Origin of the sequence: Cognatilysobacter segetis, assembly GCF_004359965.1 — a bacterium.
Taxonomy (GTDB): domain Bacteria; phylum Pseudomonadota; class Gammaproteobacteria; order Xanthomonadales; family Xanthomonadaceae; genus Cognatilysobacter; species Cognatilysobacter segetis.
In genome coordinates, this window is record NZ_SMRQ01000011.1 from 31,797 (window position 1) to 49,120 (window position 17,324).

At 68.3% G+C, this 17,324-nt stretch carries 15 protein-coding genes; 3 read left to right on the forward strand and 12 right to left on the reverse strand.

Annotated elements, in window-relative coordinates; genetic code table 11:
- Window positions 1–48: 48 nt before the first annotated feature.
- Genes E4F61_RS03775 through ndk form a run of 4 tightly spaced genes read right to left on the reverse strand, consistent with a single transcriptional unit; the run spans window position 49 to window position 3,320 of the window.
- Complete coding sequence (locus tag E4F61_RS03775; protein ID WP_238382792.1) at window positions 49–831, reverse strand: helix-turn-helix domain-containing protein; 783 nt, start codon at window positions 829–831, stop codon at window positions 49–51.
- Window positions 831–1,646 (reverse strand): tetratricopeptide repeat protein, encoded by an 816-nt coding sequence (locus tag E4F61_RS03780; protein WP_133478392.1) that lies wholly within the window; start codon window positions 1,644–1,646, stop codon window positions 831–833. Before E4F61_RS03780 ends, E4F61_RS03775 begins: the two co-directional genes overlap by 1 nt.
- Entirely contained in the window at window positions 1,633–2,877 is a 1,245-nt protein-coding gene (gene rlmN, locus E4F61_RS03785; RefSeq protein ID WP_133478339.1) for a dual-specificity RNA methyltransferase RlmN, read from the reverse strand. The genes E4F61_RS03780 and rlmN overlap by 14 nt, the downstream gene beginning before the upstream one ends.
- 17 nt (window positions 2,878–2,894) lie before the next feature.
- Complete coding sequence (gene ndk, locus E4F61_RS03790) at window positions 2,895–3,320, reverse strand: nucleoside-diphosphate kinase (protein WP_133478340.1); 426 nt, start codon at window positions 3,318–3,320, stop codon at window positions 2,895–2,897.
- Window positions 3,321–3,537: 217 nt separating this feature from the next.
- On the opposite strand from ndk, the gene E4F61_RS03795 reads away from it, so the two are divergent.
- The 3 genes from E4F61_RS03795 to E4F61_RS03805 are packed head-to-tail and all read left to right on the forward strand — an operon-like array spanning window position 3,538 to window position 7,835.
- Window positions 3,538–4,176 carry a TetR/AcrR family transcriptional regulator gene (locus E4F61_RS03795; RefSeq protein ID WP_133478341.1) on the forward strand — a complete coding sequence of 213 codons (639 nt, stop codon included), beginning with the start codon at window positions 3,538–3,540 and terminating at the stop codon, window positions 4,174–4,176.
- 21 nt (window positions 4,177–4,197) lie between these two features.
- Window positions 4,198–6,567, forward strand: coding sequence for a 3-hydroxyacyl-CoA dehydrogenase/enoyl-CoA hydratase family protein (locus E4F61_RS03800; protein WP_133478342.1), 2,370 nt, complete (start codon window positions 4,198–4,200; stop codon window positions 6,565–6,567).
- Between the two features lie 56 nt (window positions 6,568–6,623).
- Window positions 6,624–7,835, forward strand: coding sequence for an acetyl-CoA C-acyltransferase (locus E4F61_RS03805; RefSeq protein ID WP_133478343.1), 1,212 nt, complete (start codon window positions 6,624–6,626; stop codon window positions 7,833–7,835).
- 81 nt (window positions 7,836–7,916) lie between these two features.
- On the opposite strand, the gene E4F61_RS03810 is transcribed toward E4F61_RS03805, so the two are convergent.
- The 8 genes from E4F61_RS03810 to cmk form a co-directional block, all read right to left on the reverse strand.
- Window positions 7,917–9,215: an NAD(P)/FAD-dependent oxidoreductase gene (locus E4F61_RS03810; protein ID WP_133478344.1), complete on the reverse strand. Its 1,299-nt coding sequence runs from the start codon at window positions 9,213–9,215 to the stop codon at window positions 7,917–7,919.
- A 38-nt stretch (window positions 9,216–9,253) separates the two neighbouring features.
- On the reverse strand, window positions 9,254–10,165 hold the full coding sequence (galU, locus tag E4F61_RS03815; RefSeq protein WP_133478345.1) for a UTP--glucose-1-phosphate uridylyltransferase GalU: 912 nt from the start codon (window positions 10,163–10,165) through the stop codon (window positions 9,254–9,256).
- Window positions 10,166–10,194: 29 nt separating this feature from the next.
- Complete coding sequence (locus E4F61_RS03820; RefSeq protein ID WP_238382793.1) at window positions 10,195–12,102, reverse strand: polysaccharide biosynthesis protein; 1,908 nt, start codon at window positions 12,100–12,102, stop codon at window positions 10,195–10,197.
- Window positions 12,099–13,085: an MraY family glycosyltransferase gene (locus tag E4F61_RS03825; RefSeq protein WP_162301394.1), complete on the reverse strand. Its 987-nt coding sequence runs from the start codon at window positions 13,083–13,085 to the stop codon at window positions 12,099–12,101. Before E4F61_RS03825 ends, E4F61_RS03820 begins: the two co-directional genes overlap by 4 nt.
- Entirely contained in the window at window positions 13,082–14,257 is a 1,176-nt protein-coding gene (gene lapB / locus E4F61_RS03830) for a lipopolysaccharide assembly protein LapB (RefSeq protein ID WP_133478347.1), read from the reverse strand. Before lapB ends, E4F61_RS03825 begins: the two co-directional genes overlap by 4 nt.
- Before the next feature lie 76 nt (window positions 14,258–14,333).
- Window positions 14,334–14,636, reverse strand: a complete 303-nt coding sequence (locus E4F61_RS03835; protein WP_133478348.1) for an integration host factor subunit beta — start codon at window positions 14,634–14,636, stop codon at window positions 14,334–14,336.
- 116 nt (window positions 14,637–14,752) lie between these two features.
- Window positions 14,753–16,441: a 30S ribosomal protein S1 gene (gene rpsA / locus E4F61_RS03840; protein WP_133478349.1), complete on the reverse strand. Its 1,689-nt coding sequence runs from the start codon at window positions 16,439–16,441 to the stop codon at window positions 14,753–14,755.
- Window positions 16,442–16,644: 203 nt separating this feature from the next.
- Window positions 16,645–17,316, reverse strand: a complete 672-nt coding sequence (gene cmk / locus E4F61_RS03845; protein ID WP_133478350.1) for a (d)CMP kinase — start codon at window positions 17,314–17,316, stop codon at window positions 16,645–16,647.
- Between the last annotated feature and the right edge of the window lie 8 nt (window positions 17,317–17,324).

The window sequence follows — 17,324 nt, forward strand, 5'->3', positions numbered from 1 at the left end:
ACTGGGCCTCGCGCGGGGTCGGCCGCGACCTCCGGCCGACTGGCGGGATCAGGGCGCGGACGGCGCGAGGGAACCGTCAGAGGATAGCGTAAAGCGCGCGACGTTCGCTCGGCTGAAGGGCGCCAGGTCGACCGACTGGCCGTGCACCGAGACTTCCACCGCCGACGCGTTGCCGAGCACCAGGCGGCTCACGGCGTCCGGTTGCAGTGCCCGGTGCTCGCCCGCGTGCAGCAGGCCCTTCTCGACGATGCTGCCGTCGGCGGCAAACAGCTGGATCCAGCTGTCGCCGTGGAATCGAAGCTCCACCGGTGCCGAGACGGTCGCGGCCGACGCGCTCGCGATCGGGGCGATGGAAGCCACCATCGGCATGCGCGCCTCGGGGCTCGCCGACCCGGCCTGCGAAGGCGCGATGTCGAGCGGCGCCACGGCCGACGCATCGCCGGCGTGGCCGCGCGTGGCGAGCCAGATCGGTACCACCAGCGATACGGTCAGCACGACGTAGACGGCGCGCCGGGCGAGGTTCTCCGCCATGTGGCGATACCGCGGCACGTGCGCGTGGCTGACGAGGCTGGGAATCTGCGTCGTCGTGAAGGGGCTCGGTAGCGCCTCGTCGTCCAGGCAGATGCCCAGCATCCGGGCGTAGTTGCGCGCCTGGCCGCGGACGAACACGGGCGGACCCAACCGCTCCCATTCCCCGTCTTCGAGCGCCTGCAACGTATGGACGGGAAGCCGCATCCGGGCCGAAGCCTCGGCGAGCTCGTATCCGGCCGCTTCGCGCGCCCGCTTCAAACGCTCGCCGGCGGCAGTGCCGGCAGAGTGCATGGTCGTCATCATTTATCCCCACTGGGACGGGAGGTTGGGGGAAACTCCGTCCGCAGGCGTTCAACGTAGCGCGCGGCCGCGGCCGTGTCGCCGAGGGATTTCTCAATCTGTGACGCGAGCTGCAACGCGTCCGGATCGGCGGGGGCAGCGGCGAGGCGTCGTTCGATGAAGGCCCGCGCTTCCAGCCCGCGCCCGCCCGCCAGCGCCGTACGCGCCAGCACCGTCAGGGCCAGGGCATTGGACGGGGCAATCGCGAGTGCGCGGCGGGCCGCGGCCTCCGCGCGCGGTCCCTGCCCGATCTGGGCCGCGCAGGCGGCCTCGTTCGCGAGCGCGGCGTCAGGCGTCTCGTAACCCGGCGCGGCCACCGCCCGGGTGAACCAGTCCAGCGATTCCGCCGCCTTGCCGTTCGAGCAGAGCCAGATCCCGTAGTTGTTCAGCAGCGCGCCGCGTGCCGGCGCGAGCTCGGCGGCGCGCCGATGGTGCGCGCCGGCTTCCGCATAGCGACCAAGGGCGTCGAGGCTCAACGCGAGCAGGCTGTGCGCATCCGCCGAGGACGCATCCGCCTTGAGCGCGCGTTCCGCGGCCGTGGCCGCCGCCTGAGCGTCGCCACCGAGCAGTCGGGACTGCGCGACCTGCACCATGGTGAAGGCGGTATCCCGGCCGTTCGACCGCGGGTCGATATGGACCTCGTGCGCGACCTGCTCGTAGCGGCCGCGGTCGTAGCTGGGTCGGATGAAACTGAGGCGGCTGCAGGCGGATACGAAGACGACGGAACCGATCAGGAAAAGTACCGTCGCGTGCTTCGCGACCTCACGCTGCGGCATCACCTTGCTCCCGTTGTGCCAGCTGCCGGCGGAAATCCGCATTGCGGCGCGTGCGATCCATGACCTGGCCCTTGAGCTGGCCGCAGGCGGCGTCGATGTCGTCGCCACGCGTGCGGCGCACCGGCGCGATCATGCCGGCGTCGTTGAGCAGCTTCTGGAACGCGCGGATCGCCTGGTCCGTGGGCCGCTCGAAGCGGGTGCCGGGGAACGGATTGAACGGAATCAGGTTGACCTTCGCGGCGCCCTTCATCTGCACCGCCCGATCGAACGCCTTCATCAGGCGGACCAGCTCGCGCGCATGCGGCGGCTGGTCGTTGACGCCCTTCATGAGCGTGTATTCGAAGGTCACCGACGTGCCGGGCTTGCGCAGCGCATAGCGCACGCAGGATTCCATCAGCTGCTCGATGCCGTACTTCTTGTTGAGTGGCACGAGTTCGCTGCGCAACTCGTCGTTCGGTGCGTGCAGCGACACGGCGAGCGACACGTCGCTGACTTCGCCCAGCTTGTCGATCATCGGCACCATGCCGGCGGTCGAGAGCGTGACGCGCTTGTTGGCGAGGCCATAGCCGAGGTCGTCGCGCATGATGCTCATCGCGCGCACGACGTTGTCGAAATTCGCCAGCGGCTCGCCCATGCCCATCATCACGACGTTCGTGAGCCTGCGCTGCTGGTGCGGCACGTTGCCCAGGTGCCGCGCCGCCACCCAGACCTGGCCGATGATCTCGGCGGTCGACAGGTTGCGGTTGAAGCCCTGCGTTGCGGTGGAGCAGAACTGGCAGTTGAGCGCGCAGCCCACCTGCGACGACACGCACAGCGTGCCGCGGCCCTTGTCCGGGATGTAGACCGTCTCGATGGCGTTCTTCGGGTCCATGCCGAGCAGCCACTTGTGCGTGCCGTCCTCGGAGGCCTTGTCGAACACCACCGAGGGCGCATGCACGTGCGCATGCTGCTCGAGCTTGGCGCGCAGCGCCTTGCCGAGGTCGGTCATCTGGTCGAATTCGGTGACGTAGCGGTGGTGGATCCACTTCATCACCTGGTGGGCGCGGTAGCGCTTCTCGCCCAGCACCTGCTCGAAGAAGTCCTCGAGCTGCACACGCTCGAGGTCGAAGAGGTTGGTCCTCTTCGCCTCGGGCGCGGCGACGGGCACGTCCACGCGCGCGGCCGCGTCCGCCGGCACGGCGGACGCCGTGTCGATCAGCGTGGCATCGATGTCGCGGGACGTGCTCGTCATTTCTCTCACTTCAGGTATCAGCGCGCGTAGACGTCGGTCTGCGGGAAGAAGTACGCGATCTCGATCGCGGCGTTCTCCTGGCTGTCCGAGCCGTGCACGGCATTGGCGTCGATGGAATCGGCGAAATCGGCGCGGATCGTGCCCGGCGCGGCGTCCTTCGGGTTGGTGGCGCCCATCAGCTCGCGGTTCTTGGCGACGGCGTTCTCGCCCTCGAGCACCTGGATCATCACCGGGCCGGAGACCATGAACTCGACCAGCGCGTTGAAGAACGGACGCTCGCGGTGCACCGCATAGAAGCCTTCGGCCTCCTGACGCGACAGCTGCTTCATCTTGGCCGCGACGACCTTCAGGCCGGCGCCCTCGAAGCGGCTGTAGATCTGGCCGATCACGTTCTTGGCGACCGCGTCGGGCTTGATGATGGAAATCGTGCGCTCCAGCGCCATGGGACTGCTCTCCGGTAGGCGGACGCCGATCTCGTCTCGGCGTCCAAGATAACAAGAAAAACCCGCGTAGTTACGCGGGTTTAGCCGATCTGGCAGCGATGGATTCTACGCGTTCAGCCGGGGTCGGCGAAAGCGGCCGCAGCGACCCGCCGCCGACCATTGACCCCCGTATGGTCCGGGTCTACCATCAAACAAGCGTTTGATTCGAAGAGGTCCGATGACCGCCTCCGCCCCGTTTTCCACCAAGGACCGCATCCTCGGCGCCGCCGAGGAACTGTTCGCGCAGTACGGCTTCAGCGGAACCTCGCTCCGGCAGGTCACCAGCCGCGCCGACGTGAACATCGCCGCGGTCAACTACCACTTCGGCAGCAAGGAAAACCTCGTCAACGAGGTGTTCCGCCGCCGCATGGACGAGATGAGCGAGAAGCGCCTGTCGCTGCTCAAGTCCGCAGTGGAGCGGCATCCCGGGGAACTCGAGCCCATCCTGGCGGCGTTCGTCGAGCCCGCGCTCGCGATGGCGCAGGACCGCCACGGCGGCGCCTCGTTCGTCCGCGTGATCGCCCGCGCCTACGCCGAAAAGAACGACGCGCTCCGCAAGTTCCTGTCCGACCACTATGGCCACGTGCTGCGCGACTTCGCCAAGGCCATCGCCGCCGTCGTGCCGGGCCTGAGCAAGGAGACGCTGTACTGGCGCCTGGACTTCCTGTCCGGCGCGCTGACCTACGCGATGTCCGACTTCGGCCTGATCAAGCGGCCGGCCGGCGCATCCGATCACAGCCACCGGGCCCGCGCCGCGCGCGAGCTCATCCGTTTCGCGGCCGCGGGCATCCAGTGCCCGTCGACCGACCCCGCCTGACCCCACCGGGACTTCACCGACATGTCGAAGAAACTGCTCGTCCGCCGCGCCGCCGTGCTCGGCGCTGGCGTCATGGGAGCGCAGATCGCCGCTCACCTGACCAACGCCGGCGTCGATACCGTGCTGTTCGATCTTCCTGCGAAGGAAGGCGATCCGAACGGTGTGGTGACCAAGGCGATCGCGAACCTCGCGAAACTCAGCCCTGCCCCGCTCGCCGACAAGTCGCTCGCCGAGCGCATCACGCCGGCGAACTACGAGACCGGGCTTGAGCTGCTGCGCGGCTGCGACCTAGTGATCGAAGCGATCGCGGAGCGCATGGACTGGAAGCAGGATCTCTACAAGAACATCGCGCCGTTCGTGCCGGCGCACGCGGTGCTGGCGAGCAATACGTCGGGCCTGGGCATCAACGCGCTGGCCGACGTGCTGCCGGAAGAGCTGCGCCACCGCTTCCTCGGCGTGCACTTCTTCAACCCGCCGCGCTACATGCACCTCGCCGAGCTCATCCCGGCGAAGACGACCGACCGCGAGGTACTCGACGGCCTCGAAACCTTCCTCACGACCACGCTCGGCAAGGGCGTCGTCATCGCCAAGGACACGCCGAACTTCATCGGCAACCGCATCGGCGTGTTCTCGATGCTGGCCGCGATGCACCACACCGAGCGACTCGGCCTCGGCTTCGACACGGTCGATTCGCTGACCGGCCCGGCGATCGGTCGCCCGAAGTCGGCGACGTACCGCACCGCGGACGTCGTCGGCCTCGACACCATGGCGCACGTCATCAAGACGATGGCGGACACACTGCCGAACGATCCGTGGCATCAGCACTTCAAGGCGCCGGTGTGGCTCACCGGCCTCGTCGAGAAGGGCGCGCTCGGCCAGAAGACCGGCGCAGGCTTCTACACGAAGCGCGGCAAGGACATCCTCGTGCTCGACGTCGCGGCGCGCGATTACCGGCCGACCGTGGGCGATCTGGATCCGGACGTCGCCGCAATCCTGAAGGAACGCGACCCGGCGAAGAAGTTCGCCGCGCTGCGCGCGAGCGAGAACCCGCAGGCGCAGTTCCTGTGGTCGGTATTCCGCGACACGTTCCACTACAGCGCCTACCACCTGCAGGACATTGCCGACACTGCGCGCGACGTCGATTTCGCGATGCGCTGGGGCTACGGCTGGTCGCAGGGACCGTTCGAGACGTGGCAGTCGGCCGGCTGGCAGCAGGTCGCGCAGTGGATCGCCGAGGACGTCGCCGCGGGCAAGACGATGGCGAACGCGCCGTTGCCGGCATGGGTCGCCGCGCGCAACGGCGTGCACGAGGCAACGGGCAGCTTCAGCCCGGCCCAGAACGCGGCGGTCGCGCGCTCGTCGAATCCGGTCTACGCGCGCCAGCGTTTCCCCGACCCGCTGCTCGGCGAGCAGTTCGCGCCCGGCAAGACCCTGTTCGAACACGACGGCATCCGCCTTTGGGCCGATGACGACGACATCGCGGTGGTCAGCTTCAAGACCAAGATGCATACCGTGTCGGACAAAGTTCTCGACGGCCTGCAGGAAGCCATCGGCATCGCCGAGCGCGACTTCGGCGGCCTCGTCATCTGGCAGCCGAAGGAGCCCTTCTCCGCCGGTGCCGATCTCGCCGGTGCGCTCGGCCTGCTGCAGGCCGGCAACGTCGCCGGGTTCGAGGCGATGGTCGAGAACTTCCAGCGCACCAGCCAGCGCATCAAGTACGCGCTCGTGCCCGTGGTCGCGGCCGTTCGCGGCCTCGCGCTCGGTGGCGGCTGCGAATTCCAGATGCACGCCGCGTGCAGCGTGTTCGCGCTGGAGAGCTACGTCGGCCTCGTCGAGGCGGGCGTCGGCCTTCTGCCGGCGGGCGGCGGCCTGAAGGAGTTCGCGGTGCGCGCGTCGCAGGCGGCCGGCCCGGGCGGCGACGTGTTCGCGCACCTCAAGACGCCCTTCGAGAGCGTCGCGATGGCGAAGGTGTCGACGTCCGCATTCGAGGCGAAGTCGCTGAAGCTCGCGCGCGAGAGCGATGTCGTCGTGTTCAACACGCACGAACTGCTGCACGCGGCCAAGGCGCAGGCGCGCGGCATGGCCGAAGCCGGCTACCGCCCGCCGCTGCCGGCGCGCAACGTCGTCGTCGCGGGTGACGTCGGCATCGCCTCGCTGCAGATGATGCTGATCAACATGCTCGAAGGCATGTTCATCTCGCCGCACGACTACGAGATCGCGACGCGCATCGCCACCGTCATGTGCGGCGGCGCGGTCGATCGTGGCTCGGTGGTCGACGAGGAATGGCTGCTCAAGCTCGAACGCCAGCACTTCGTCGAACTCGCGCAGATGGAGAAGACGCAGCAGCGCATCGCGCACATGCTGCAGACCGGCAAGCCGCTGCGGAACTGAGGTTCGAAGGCCCGCCCTTTCGAATCCCCTTCGAACCTCGACACAGAGAACCGAACATGAGCAAGCAAGTCCAGGACGCCTACATCGTCGCCGCCACCCGCACGCCGGTGGGCAAGGCGCCGCGTGGCTTCTTCCGCAACACCCGCCCCGACGACATGCTGGCGCACGTGCTGCGCAGCGTGGTCGCACAGGCACCGGGCATCGACGTCAACCAGATCGACGACGCCATCATCGGCTGCGCGATGCCGGAGGCCGAGCAAGGCATGAACGTGGCGCGCATCGGCGTGCTGCTGTCGGGCCTGCCGGACGTCGTCGCCGCGCAGACGATCAATCGTTTCTGCTCTTCCGGTCTGCAGGCGGTCGCGCTCGCGGCCGACCAGGTGCGGCTCGGCAATGCCGACCTGATCCTCGCCGGCGGCACCGAATCGATGTCGATGGTGCCCATGATGGGCCACAAGATCGCGCTCAATCCGCGCGTCTTCAACAAGGACGAGGACCACATCGCGGTCGCCTACGGCATGGGCATCACCGCCGAGAACGTCGCGAAGGAGTGGAACATCTCGCGCGAGGCGCAGGACGCGTTCTCGGTGGAATCGCATCGCAAGGCGCTTGCGGCGATCGCCGCGGGCGAGTTCAAAGACGAAATTTCGCCGTACGAAGTTGTCTCGCACGTCCCCGACCTGGCGGGCAATGCGATCCAGCTCAAGAAGCGCATCGTCGACACCGACGAAGGCCCGCGCGCCGACACGTCGATGGAAGGCCTCGCCAAGCTCAGGCCAGTGTTCAAGAACGGCCAGTTCGGCGGTTCGGTGACGGCGGGCAACGCGTCGCAGATGAGCGATGGCGCGGCCGCGGTGCTGATCGCCTCCGAAGCGGCCATCAAGCAGTACGGCCTCACGCCCCTCGCCCGCTTCGTGAGTTTCTCGGTCGCCGGCGTGCCGCCCCACATCATGGGCATCGGCCCGAACGCGGCGATCCCGAAGGCGCTGAAGCAGGCCGGCCTGACGCGCGATCAGCTCGACTGGATCGAGCTCAACGAAGCGTTCGCCGCTCAGGCTCTCGCGGTGATCAAGGACAGCGAACTCGATCCGTCGAAGGTCAATCCGCTCGGCGGCGCGATCGCGCTCGGCCACCCACTCGGGGCGACCGGCGCGATCCGCACCGCGACCATCGTGCACGGCATGCGCCGTCGCCAGCAGAAGTACGGCATGGTGACGATGTGCATCGGCACCGGCATGGGCGCGGCGGGGATCCTGGAAGCGGTCTGACGCATACCCGACTGAAGACGGACGGGGCCGGAGCGGCCCCGTTACGGCACCGATCGCCGGTTCGGGCATCCAAGGCCGGCGCTATCCGAAGACGCCCCGCTCCACGCGGTCCTTGAGGGCGTCCTTCGATTGCGCCCACCAGTAGCTCGCCTGCGCTGCGAGGAAGCCGAGCGGCTTGAACGCCGGCTGCAGGCCATAGCGCGATAACCGTCGCCAACGTGTGTCGCCTTCCGCGATGGCGGACGCGATCAGCTCGCCTGCCGCCGTCGTCGGCGCGACACCGTGGCCGCCGAACGCCTGGGCGACCCAGAGGCCGGGTTCGGCTTCGAGCACGTGCGGCATTTCGTGCGGCGCGTAGCTCATGAGCCCGGACCAGGCATGGTCGATGGCGACGCCGGCCAGCTGCGGAAACACGCGCAGCATGTCCCGCACCAGCACGTGTTCCACCGCCGAGGGCGCGCGATCCCACACCGAGATGCGACCGCCCCAGAGCAACCGGGTATCCGGCAGCGGCCGGTAGTAGTCGAAAGCGAAGCGCGTGTCGTAGACCGCCGCGTCGGTACGCAGCACGTCCCGCATGCGGTCGCCGAGCGGCTCGGTCACCATCACGTAGGTCGCGACCGGCAGCACCGACGCGTCGATCCGCGAGCGCAACCCCGCGAGGTAGCCCCCGCAGGCGAGCACGACGGTGCGACAGCGGACCTCGCCTTCGGGCGTCTGGACGCGCCAGGCACTGCCCTCGCGCTTGAGCGCGATCGCCGGGCTGTCCTCGTGCACTCGCACGTCTTCGCGGGAGAGCACGCCGGCGATGCCGCGCGCGTATCGCAGCGGGTGGAAATGGAACGCGGCCTGCTCGAACAAACCGTCCGCGTAGCGTTCGCTGACGATTCGCTCGCGCATCTGCGCCCGGTCGAGCCACGTCCAGCGCGCGTCGTAGCGGTCCTGCAGGAGCGACTGGCGCGCCTTCAGCGGCCGGGGGTCCTTGAACCAATTCGCCCAGATGACCCCGCCGTCGACCGCGTCGCAGTGGATCCCGTGCGCATCGATGCGCGACCGGATGCGGCGCACGGCGTCCAGCGTCCACCCGTAGACCTCGCGCGCGACTTCGGGCCCGAGGTCGGCGATCAGCCGTTCCTCGCCGCGCGAGTAGCCACCGAAGACGAAGCCTCCGTTGCGGCCCGATGCGCCGAAGCCGACGGTCCGCGCCTCCAGCACCACCACGTCGCGACGGCCGCGCTCCACGAGACCGAGCGCCGTGTTGAGCCCCGCGAATCCGGCGCCCACGATGCAGACGCCCGCATCGACGGCACCGCGCAGCGGTGGGGCCACCGGCGCGGGGCCGGCGGTCGCGGAGTAGTAGTCGCCCTGGAATCGCGGCATCGCGCCAGCGTGGCGCCACGCCGCGACGCTGTCCAGCGTCAGGGCAGCTCGACGACGCCCAGCTCGACGAGCGCGTTCCGCATCGTCTCGGCCGCGGCGTCGCTCAGCTTCTCGTGATCGAGCGCGTAGCGGATGGTCGCCTCGATCAGGCCGATGTGCGTGCCGCAATCGAACCGCGTGCCGCGGAAACGGTAGGCGTCGACGCATTCCTCCTGCAGCAGCCGGTCGATCGCATCGGTGAGCTGGATTTCGCCACCGGCGCCGGGCGTCGTGGCTTCCAGCAGCTCGAAGATGCGCGGCTGAAGAATATACCGGCCGACGACGGCGAGCGTGCTGGGTGCGTCCTGCGGCTGCGGCTTCTCGACGATACGCGTGATGCGTCCCTGCCGGTTCGCGAAGTCACTGGTGGCGACGATGCCGTAGCTCGCGGTCTTCTCGGCGGGCACGTCCTGCACGGCGATCACGCTGCACCCGCTCTGTTCCGCCGCGTCGGCCATCTGCCGCAGCGCGCCCGGACCACGGTTCCAGATCAGGTCGTCCGGAAGAAGCACCGCGAACGGCTCGTCGCCGATGACGTCCTTCGCACAGAGCACCGCATGCCCGAGCCCGAGCGCCTCGGCCTGCGTCACGAAGATCGTCTTGACCCCCGGCGGCAGCACATGGCGCACCAATTCGAGCTGTTCCGTCTTGCCCGCGCGCTCGAGCTTGTGTTCGAGCTCGTACGCCTTGTCGAAGTAGTCCGCGACCGCATGCTTGTAGCGGTTGGTGATGAACACCAGCGTGTCGCAGCCGGCCTCGATCGCCTCGTCCACCGCGTATTGGATCAGCGGCTTGTCGATCACCGGAAGCATTTCCTTCGGCACCGTCTTCGTAGCCGGAAGGAAGCGGGTGCCGAGGCCGGCCACGGGAAACACGGCCTTGCGGATTCGACGCGGGGTCTGCGATGTCATCGATGTCGGAGTCGGGGAGCCGGAATCCATCAGATTTTCCGGGACAGTCGTGCAGGAAATGCGACGACCGTCGCCGTCGTGGCCCGCTGCTCGCGGGCGTCGAGCGGTTCGAATTCGGGCACGGCCTCGCGCAGGAGGCGCGCGAGCTGTTCCAGGTCGTAGCGCGAGCATGCATCGAGGCACTGCGCGAGCTGCTCGAAGATCTGCGTGGCGGCAACGCCGCGCGGCTCGGCCTGCAGGATTTTCGGATGCTGCGTCGGGCGGTAGCGCTCGTCCGCGTGGAAGAGCGTCTCGTGCAGTTTCTCGCCCGGCCGCAAACCGGTGTACACGATCGCGACGTCGCGCCCGGGCTGCTTGCCAGCCAGGCGGATCATCTGCTCGGCGAGCAGGCGGATCGGCACCGGGTCGCCCATGTCGAGGGTGTACACCGCCTCGTGCGTGCCGATCGCGGAGGCCTGCAGGATCAGCTGGCAGGCCTCGGGGATGGTCATGAAGAACCGGGTGACCTCCGGGTCGGTGACCGTCACCGGCCCGCCCGCGCGGATCTGCTCGCGGAACAGCGGCACCACGCTGCCCGCCGAATCCAGCACGTTGCCGAAGCGCACGGTGACGAAGCGCGTCGGACAGTCGGCGAGCGCCTGGCAGACCATTTCCGCCATGCGCTTGGTCGCACCGAGCACGTTGACCGGGTCGACCGCCTTGTCCGTGGAGATGAGGACGAACGTGCCGACGGAGGCGTCGCGACAGGCGCGGGCCACGGTATGCGTCGCCAGCACGTTGTTACGCACCGCTTCGCGCAACTGCGCTTCGAGCACCGGCACCTGCTTGTAGGCGGCGGCATGGAAGACCGCCTCCGGCATCGCGCGGCGTATGGCGAAGTCGACGACGGCGCGATCGCCGCAATCGCCGAGGATCGGCATCACCTCGATCTCGGGGAAGTCGCGGCGCAGCGCCGACTCGGTGGTCATCAGCGCGAGCTCGTCGATTTCGACCAGCGCGATGCGGCGAGCGCCGTGCCGCGCGCACTGACGACAGAGTTCTGCGCCGATGGAACCGCCGGCGCCTGTCACCATGACCGAGCGGCCGCCGAGCCAGGCGCGGATCGCCTTCCAGTCCGGCAGCACGGGCTTGCGGCCAAGCAGATCCTCGATCGCGACTTCCTTGAGTTCGCCCGGGAGGGAGCGCCCCTCGAGGACGTCCTGCAGTCGCGGCACCATCCGGAACGGCAGCCCGCTGCGCTCGCAGATGCCCACGATCTGCTGGAGCGCGGTCGCGTCCGCCGACGGCACCGCGATCACCACCAGCTGGGCCGCGGTCTCGCGCGCGATCTCCGGCAGCTCTTCGATGCGCCCGAGCACCGGCACGCCATGCATCTTGGACCCACGCAGCCGCGGCGCGTCGTCGAGGAAGCCGACCGGCTGGTAGGTGCCGAAGCGACGGAGGTCGCGCACGAGCGCCTCGCCGGCCTGGCCTGCGCCCAACACGAGCACACGCGTGGACGACGCGCGCTTGCGGTCGGACTGCGCGTCCTTCCAGGCGCGGTAAACGAGCCGCGGCGCGCCGAGCATCGCTGCCAGCACGATCGGATAGAGCACGAGGACCGCGCGGGGCACCGAGTCCATGCGGTCGTACAGGAACAGCCCGAGCATGACCCCGAGAACGCCGACGACCGACGCCTTGAGGATGTTCCAGAGATCCGGAACGCTGGCGAAGCGCCACAGGCCCCGATACAGGCCGACCCGCCAGAACACGATCGCCTGCACCGAGAGCACGATGAAGGTCTGAACCGACCACAGGCGCAGGTCCGGCGCCGACGGTTCCACCGCGTAGCGCATCCAGTGCAGGCCGTACCAGACCAGCCACACCATGGCGAGGTCGTGCGCCACGACCGCGATGCGGGGCAAGCGTGCTTGCCAGGGGGACAGCAATGGGCTCATGGATCCCTCGTTGCCGACGCGTCGCGTTCCGCTGCGACCTGATGCTGCAGCACGAGCCACAGCAATGCCGCGCCCATATAGCACAGCACGACGGAGCCCATCGTAAATGCCGCGCCGTAAGGCTGCACCGCCAACGCCGCAAGCGCCGCGAGGATGGACCATCCGGCATACGCCAGCGTCACCCTGACATGCCCGTACCGGCGTGCAAGTCCCTGGTACAGATGCTGCGTATGCGGCTCCCACCAGCGTTCGCGACGGAGCATGCGGCGAAGCAGGGTCAGGGTGGCATCGACCAGGAAGGCGGAAATCGGCAGTGCGGGAAGCAGCCAGTCGCCCGCGTCGGCCGCGTGGACCGATGCCGTCGCGACGATCCACCCGATCGCCAGCCCCAGTGCACCGCTGCCCACGTCGCCAAGGAAGATCCGCGCGCGCGGGAAATTGAAGGGCAGGAAGGCGATGCAGGCGGCAGCCAGCGCGAACGACGCATCGTGCGCTGCCGGGGACGCCAAACCGATCGCGATCGCGGCGATGACCGCCTGCGACGTCGCGATGCCGTCGATGCCATCCATGAAATTCCAGACGTTGACGAGCACCACCCCGCCCGCGGCGATGGCGAAGAATGCCCACGGTCGGGTTTCCACGTCGACGGTCGCCGCCGCCACCGCGAGACTGGCGAGCACATGCACGATCAAGCGCCAAGAGACGGGCAACGAAGCGTGGTCGTCCCAGGCGCCGATCAGCGCGACGCCGGCCAGTGCCGCCGCCACCCACCACGTCGGGGCACCCGCCGGCTGCGCCACGGCGAACCAGAGGAGCAATGCCGCGACGGGTCCTGCGCCGCCGCCCCTGGGCGTGGCGACGGCATGGCTGCGGCGCTCGCCCGGCTCGTCGACCAGGCGCCGGCGCAAGGCATAGGCCCGCGCGGCCGCCGTGCCGGCAGCCGAGACGACCGCTACCGCGAGGAACGCGGCGACGTTCGTCACACGACCGCGTAATTGAGCAGCGGCTTCACCGAGCCCCACTCCTTGCAGCTGGGACACTGCCAGTGGTGGCTGCGGGCGCCGAAACCGCAGCGCGTGCAGCGGTAACTCGGATTGCGCACCAGCAACTGGTCGGTGATGTGCTTGAGATCGACCAGCGTGGCCGTCGAATCGGCCTGCTCGGCGAGCGAGAGCTCGATGAGGGCGGCCTCGCCGCGAACCGACGGTCGATCCTTCAGCTCCTTCGCGAGGTACGCGCGCGCCGCGGCGACGCCCTCCTCCCGCTCGATCATGCGGGTGAGCGCGAGCACGGGCGCGATGCCGCGGTAGTGCTCGCACATCTCCGCGAGGAAGCTGCGCGCGCCGGGTACGTCGCCCGTCGCCTCGTAGCACTCCAACAGAGGCGCCATCACTTCGGGCAGGTAATCGGGGTCGCTGCGTGCGACGCGCTCGAACGAACGTACCGCCGCGGCGTGGTGGCCGGCCTCGAGCTCGATGCGCCCCTCCAGCATGCCGGCGCGCACGGAGTTGGCGTCGGCCGCGTACGCCCGTGCCACCGCCGCGCGCGCGGCGTCGACATCCCCTGCCGCGCGATGCCGGTCGGCCAGTTCGCACTCGAAGTGCGCGACGAGCTTGCCCATCGGCTCACCAGTGGCCTCCTCGAAGCGCAGCGCGTTCTCGATCGCCTTGGCCCAGTCGCGCTCGGCCTGGTAGATGCCGATCAGGTGGCGCAGCGCGAGCGGCGACAGATCGAGCGCGACCAGCTCGCTGAAGACGGTCTCGGCGCGATCGAGCAGGCCGGACTTCATGTAGTCCTCGCCCAGCGCGAGGAGCGCCTGGATGCGCTGCACGTCGGTGAGGTCGTTGCGCTGCACGAGCGACTGGTGCAGCCGGATCGCGCGGTCGACCTCGCCGCGGCGGCGGAACAGATGACCGAGCGCGACCTGCGTCTCGAAGGTGTCCTTGTCCAGTTCCGCGATGTGCAGGAACAGCTCGATCGCCTTGTCAGGCTGTTCGTTGAGCAGGTAGTTCAGGCCGCGGAAATAGGTCGTCGACAGCCGGCTGACCTGGTTCTCGCTGTGCAGCTTTCCGCCGCGCCGACCGATCACCCAACCCGACAGGGCCGCCAGCGGCAGCAGCAGGAAGAACCACAGCCATTCGGTGATGAACGCCATCGCGGGCTCCGTCGATATCGGCGGGAGGTTGGCCCAGCCCGGTAGGTGAAGGCAAGCCGTTGCGGCTCGCGGGACGTCAGCCGTCCTCGTCGATCGGCTGCGCGCCGCTCACGCGCTCGCGCAGTTCCTTGCCCGGCTTGAAATGCGGCACGTGCTTGCCGCGCAGTGCGACCGACTCGCCGGTCTTGGGATTGCGGCCCACGCGCGGTGGCCGGTAATGCAGGCAGAAGCTGCCGAAACCGCGAATCTCGATGCGCTCTCCACCCGACAGCGAGCCGCTCATCATGTCCAGCAGCGACTTCACCGCCAGCTCGACGTCTTCGGACTTCAGGTGCGCCTGCCGCTGGGCGAGGATCTCGATGAGCTCGGACTTGGTCATGGACGCTGGGAACCCGCGACGCCTGCAGTCTGCTTTGAATTCGTCGGGACGCGATCGTCCCGCATAAAAAAGGACGGCCCGACAGGGCCGGGCCGTCCCGGTTTACCGCGAAGCGATTACTCGCCCTTCTTGCTCAGCTGCTCGCGAAGCAGCGCACCGAGGCTCATGTTGCCAGCGGCCGCTTCCGACGACTGGCGGTTGTAGTCCGCCACCGCCTCGCTCTCTTCCGCGTAGTCCTTCGCCTTGATCGACAGCTGCATCTGGCGCGACTTGCGATCGTTGCCGATGATCTTGGCTTCGACCTGGTCGCCGACCTTCAGGCGCGTGGTCGCGTCGTCGACGCGCTCGCGGGCGATGTCGCGGGCCTGGATGTAGCCCTCGACGCCGTCCGACAGCTCGACGGTCGCACCCTTCGCGTCCACGTTCGTCACCGTGCCGCGCACGATCGAGCCGCGCGAGTTGGTGGCGACGAACGAACCCATCGGGTCCTGCTCCATCTGCTTGATGCCGAGGCTGATGCGCTCGCGCTCCGGATCCACCGCCAGGACGACGGCTTCGACCGTGTCGCCCTTCTTGTAGTTGCGGACCACGTCCTCGCCCGTGGTATTCCACGAGATGTCGGACAGGTGCACGAGGCCGTCGATGCCGCCGTCCAGGCCGATGAAGATGCCGAAGTCGGTGATCGACTTGACCTGGCCTTCGACCTTGTCGCCCTTGCGGTGGATGGCCGCGAAGGTCTCCCACGGGTTCGACGTGACCTGCTTCATGCCCAGCGAGATGCGGCGACGGTCTTCATCGACGTCCAGCACCATCACCTCGACGTCGTCACCGACCTGCACGATCTTGGACGGGTTGACGTTCTTGTTGGTCCAGTCCATCTCGGACACGTGCACCAGACCCTCGACGCCCGGCTCGATCTCGACGAACGCGCCGTAATCGGTGACGTTCGAGACCTTGCCGAACACGCGGCTGTTGGCCGGGTAGCGACGGGCGATGTTGTCCCACGGATCCTCGCCGAGCTGCTTCAGGCCGAGCGAGACGCGGTTGCGCTCGCGGTCGTACTTGAGCACGCGGACGTCGAGCTCCTGGCCGACTTCCACCACTTCCGACGGATGGCGCACGCGCTTCCACGCCATGTCGGTGATGTGCAGCAGGCCGTCGATGCCGCCGAGGTCGACGAACGCACCGTAATCGGTGAGGTTCTTGACGACGCCCTTGAGCACGGCGCCCTCGACCAGCTTCTCCATCAGCTGCTCGCGCTCTTCCGAGTGCTCGCTTTCGACGACGGCGCGGCGCGAGACCACGATGTTGTTGCGCTTGCGATCGAGCTTGATGAGCTTGAACTCGAGTTCCTTGCCCTCGAGGTAGCTCGAATCGCGCACCGGGCGCACGTCGACCAGCGAGCCCGGCAGGAAGCCGCGCACGTCCTTGATGTCGACGGTGAAGCCGCCCTTGACCTTGCCGCTGATGCGGCCGGTGATCGTCTCGTTCTTCTCGAGCGCCTGCTCGAGCTCGTCCCACACCATGGCGCGCTTGGCCTTCTCGCGCGACAGGACGGTTTCGCCGAAGCCGTTCTCGATCGAGTCGAGGGCGACCTTGACTTCGTCGCCCACGCCCACGTCGATCTCGCCGGCGTCGTTCCGGAACTGCTCGATGGGCACGATGCCCTCGGACTTGAGGCCGGCGTTGATCACGACGACGTCGCCGCGGACTTCCACGACGATACCGGTGACGATGGAGCCCGGCTTCAGCTTCGCCAGATTGGTCTGGCTGGCTTCAAACAGTTCGGCAAATGATTCGGTCATTGGAGTATTGCTCTGTTGGACACACAGGCCGTGCACGTGCGTTCCCGCAGGATCGACGCACCGATGTACGGCCCACCCGTTGAGTGGTGCGAAGGAACGCGCACCGTGCGGTTGGATATCCGTCGCGGAGGGCGACGGGCCGGTTCTGCCGGACGGACGATGCGCCCCGGTCCGGAAGCGACTCCGGGCGCCGCCGTGAACGGCTAGCGCTTGACCAGGGACAGCACGCGTTCGACCACCGCTTCGATCCCGGTGCCGGTGGTATCAATGCAGACGGCGTCGTCGGCCGGTCGCAGTGGGGCCACCGCGCGAGAGGCATCGCGGGCGTCGCGGGCGAGAATCTCCCGCAGCAGATCGCCCAAGTTAACCGAAATGCCCTTTTCCTTCAACTGCTTATACCGCCGCTCGGCCCGTTCCTCGGCGCTGGCGGTGAGGAAGACCTTGGTCGCCGCGTCGGGGAAGATCACGGTGCCCATGTCGCGGCCGTCGGCGACCAGCCCAGGGGGCTGCCGGAAGATGCGCTGGCGCTCCTTGAGTGCGGTGCGGACCTCGGGGATCGCGGCGATCGCGGAGGCGGCCGCACCGGCCGTTTCCGTGCGGATCTCATCGGTCGCGTCCCGGCCGTTGACGAGGATGCGGAGTTCCTGGCCCGGCACCTCTACGAACTCGATGTGGCTGTCGAAGCAGCAGCGGACCAGGGCGCCGGGGTCGCTCAGGTCGAGGTCGGCCCAGCCGGCAGCCACGCCGACGGCGCGATACAGCGCGCCCGAATCTAGGTAGTGCCAGCCCAGGCGCTGGGCGACGAGGCGACTGATCGTGCCCTTTCCGGAACCGGAAGGGCCGTCGATGGTGAGCACGGGGGCGGTGGGGTCCATCCGGTCAT

Bases quoted from the DNA above. Each gene is read 5' to 3' on its own strand.
- E4F61_RS03800 (WP_133478342.1), top strand. From the start codon at position 4,198: ATGTCGAAGAAACTGCTCGTCCGCCGCGCCGCCGTGCTCGGCGCTGGC.
- E4F61_RS03780 (WP_133478392.1), bottom strand. From the start codon at position 1,646: ATGCCGCAGCGTGAGGTCGCGAAGCACGCGACGGTACTTTTCCTGATC.
- cmk (WP_133478350.1), bottom strand. From the start codon at position 17,316: ATGGACCCCACCGCCCCCGTGCTCACCATCGACGGCCCTTCCGGTTCC.
- E4F61_RS03795 (WP_133478341.1), top strand. From the start codon at position 3,538: ATGACCGCCTCCGCCCCGTTTTCCACCAAGGACCGCATCCTCGGCGCC.
- ndk (WP_133478340.1), bottom strand. From the start codon at position 3,320: ATGGCGCTGGAGCGCACGATTTCCATCATCAAGCCCGACGCGGTCGCC.
- rpsA (WP_133478349.1), bottom strand. From the start codon at position 16,441: ATGACCGAATCATTTGCCGAACTGTTTGAAGCCAGCCAGACCAATCTG.
- rlmN (WP_133478339.1), bottom strand. From the start codon at position 2,877: ATGACGAGCACGTCCCGCGACATCGATGCCACGCTGATCGACACGGCG.
- galU (WP_133478345.1), bottom strand. From the start codon at position 10,165: ATGACATCGCAGACCCCGCGTCGAATCCGCAAGGCCGTGTTTCCCGTG.
- E4F61_RS03835 (WP_133478348.1), bottom strand. From the start codon at position 14,636: ATGACCAAGTCCGAGCTCATCGAGATCCTCGCCCAGCGGCAGGCGCAC.
- E4F61_RS03820 (WP_238382793.1), bottom strand. From the start codon at position 12,102: ATGAGCCCATTGCTGTCCCCCTGGCAAGCACGCTTGCCCCGCATCGCG.
- E4F61_RS03775 (WP_238382792.1), bottom strand. From the start codon at position 831: ATGACGACCATGCACTCTGCCGGCACTGCCGCCGGCGAGCGTTTGAAG.
- E4F61_RS03805 (WP_133478343.1), top strand. From the start codon at position 6,624: ATGAGCAAGCAAGTCCAGGACGCCTACATCGTCGCCGCCACCCGCACG.
- E4F61_RS03810 (WP_133478344.1), bottom strand. From the start codon at position 9,215: ATGCCGCGATTCCAGGGCGACTACTACTCCGCGACCGCCGGCCCCGCG.
- lapB (WP_133478347.1), bottom strand. From the start codon at position 14,257: ATGGCGTTCATCACCGAATGGCTGTGGTTCTTCCTGCTGCTGCCGCTG.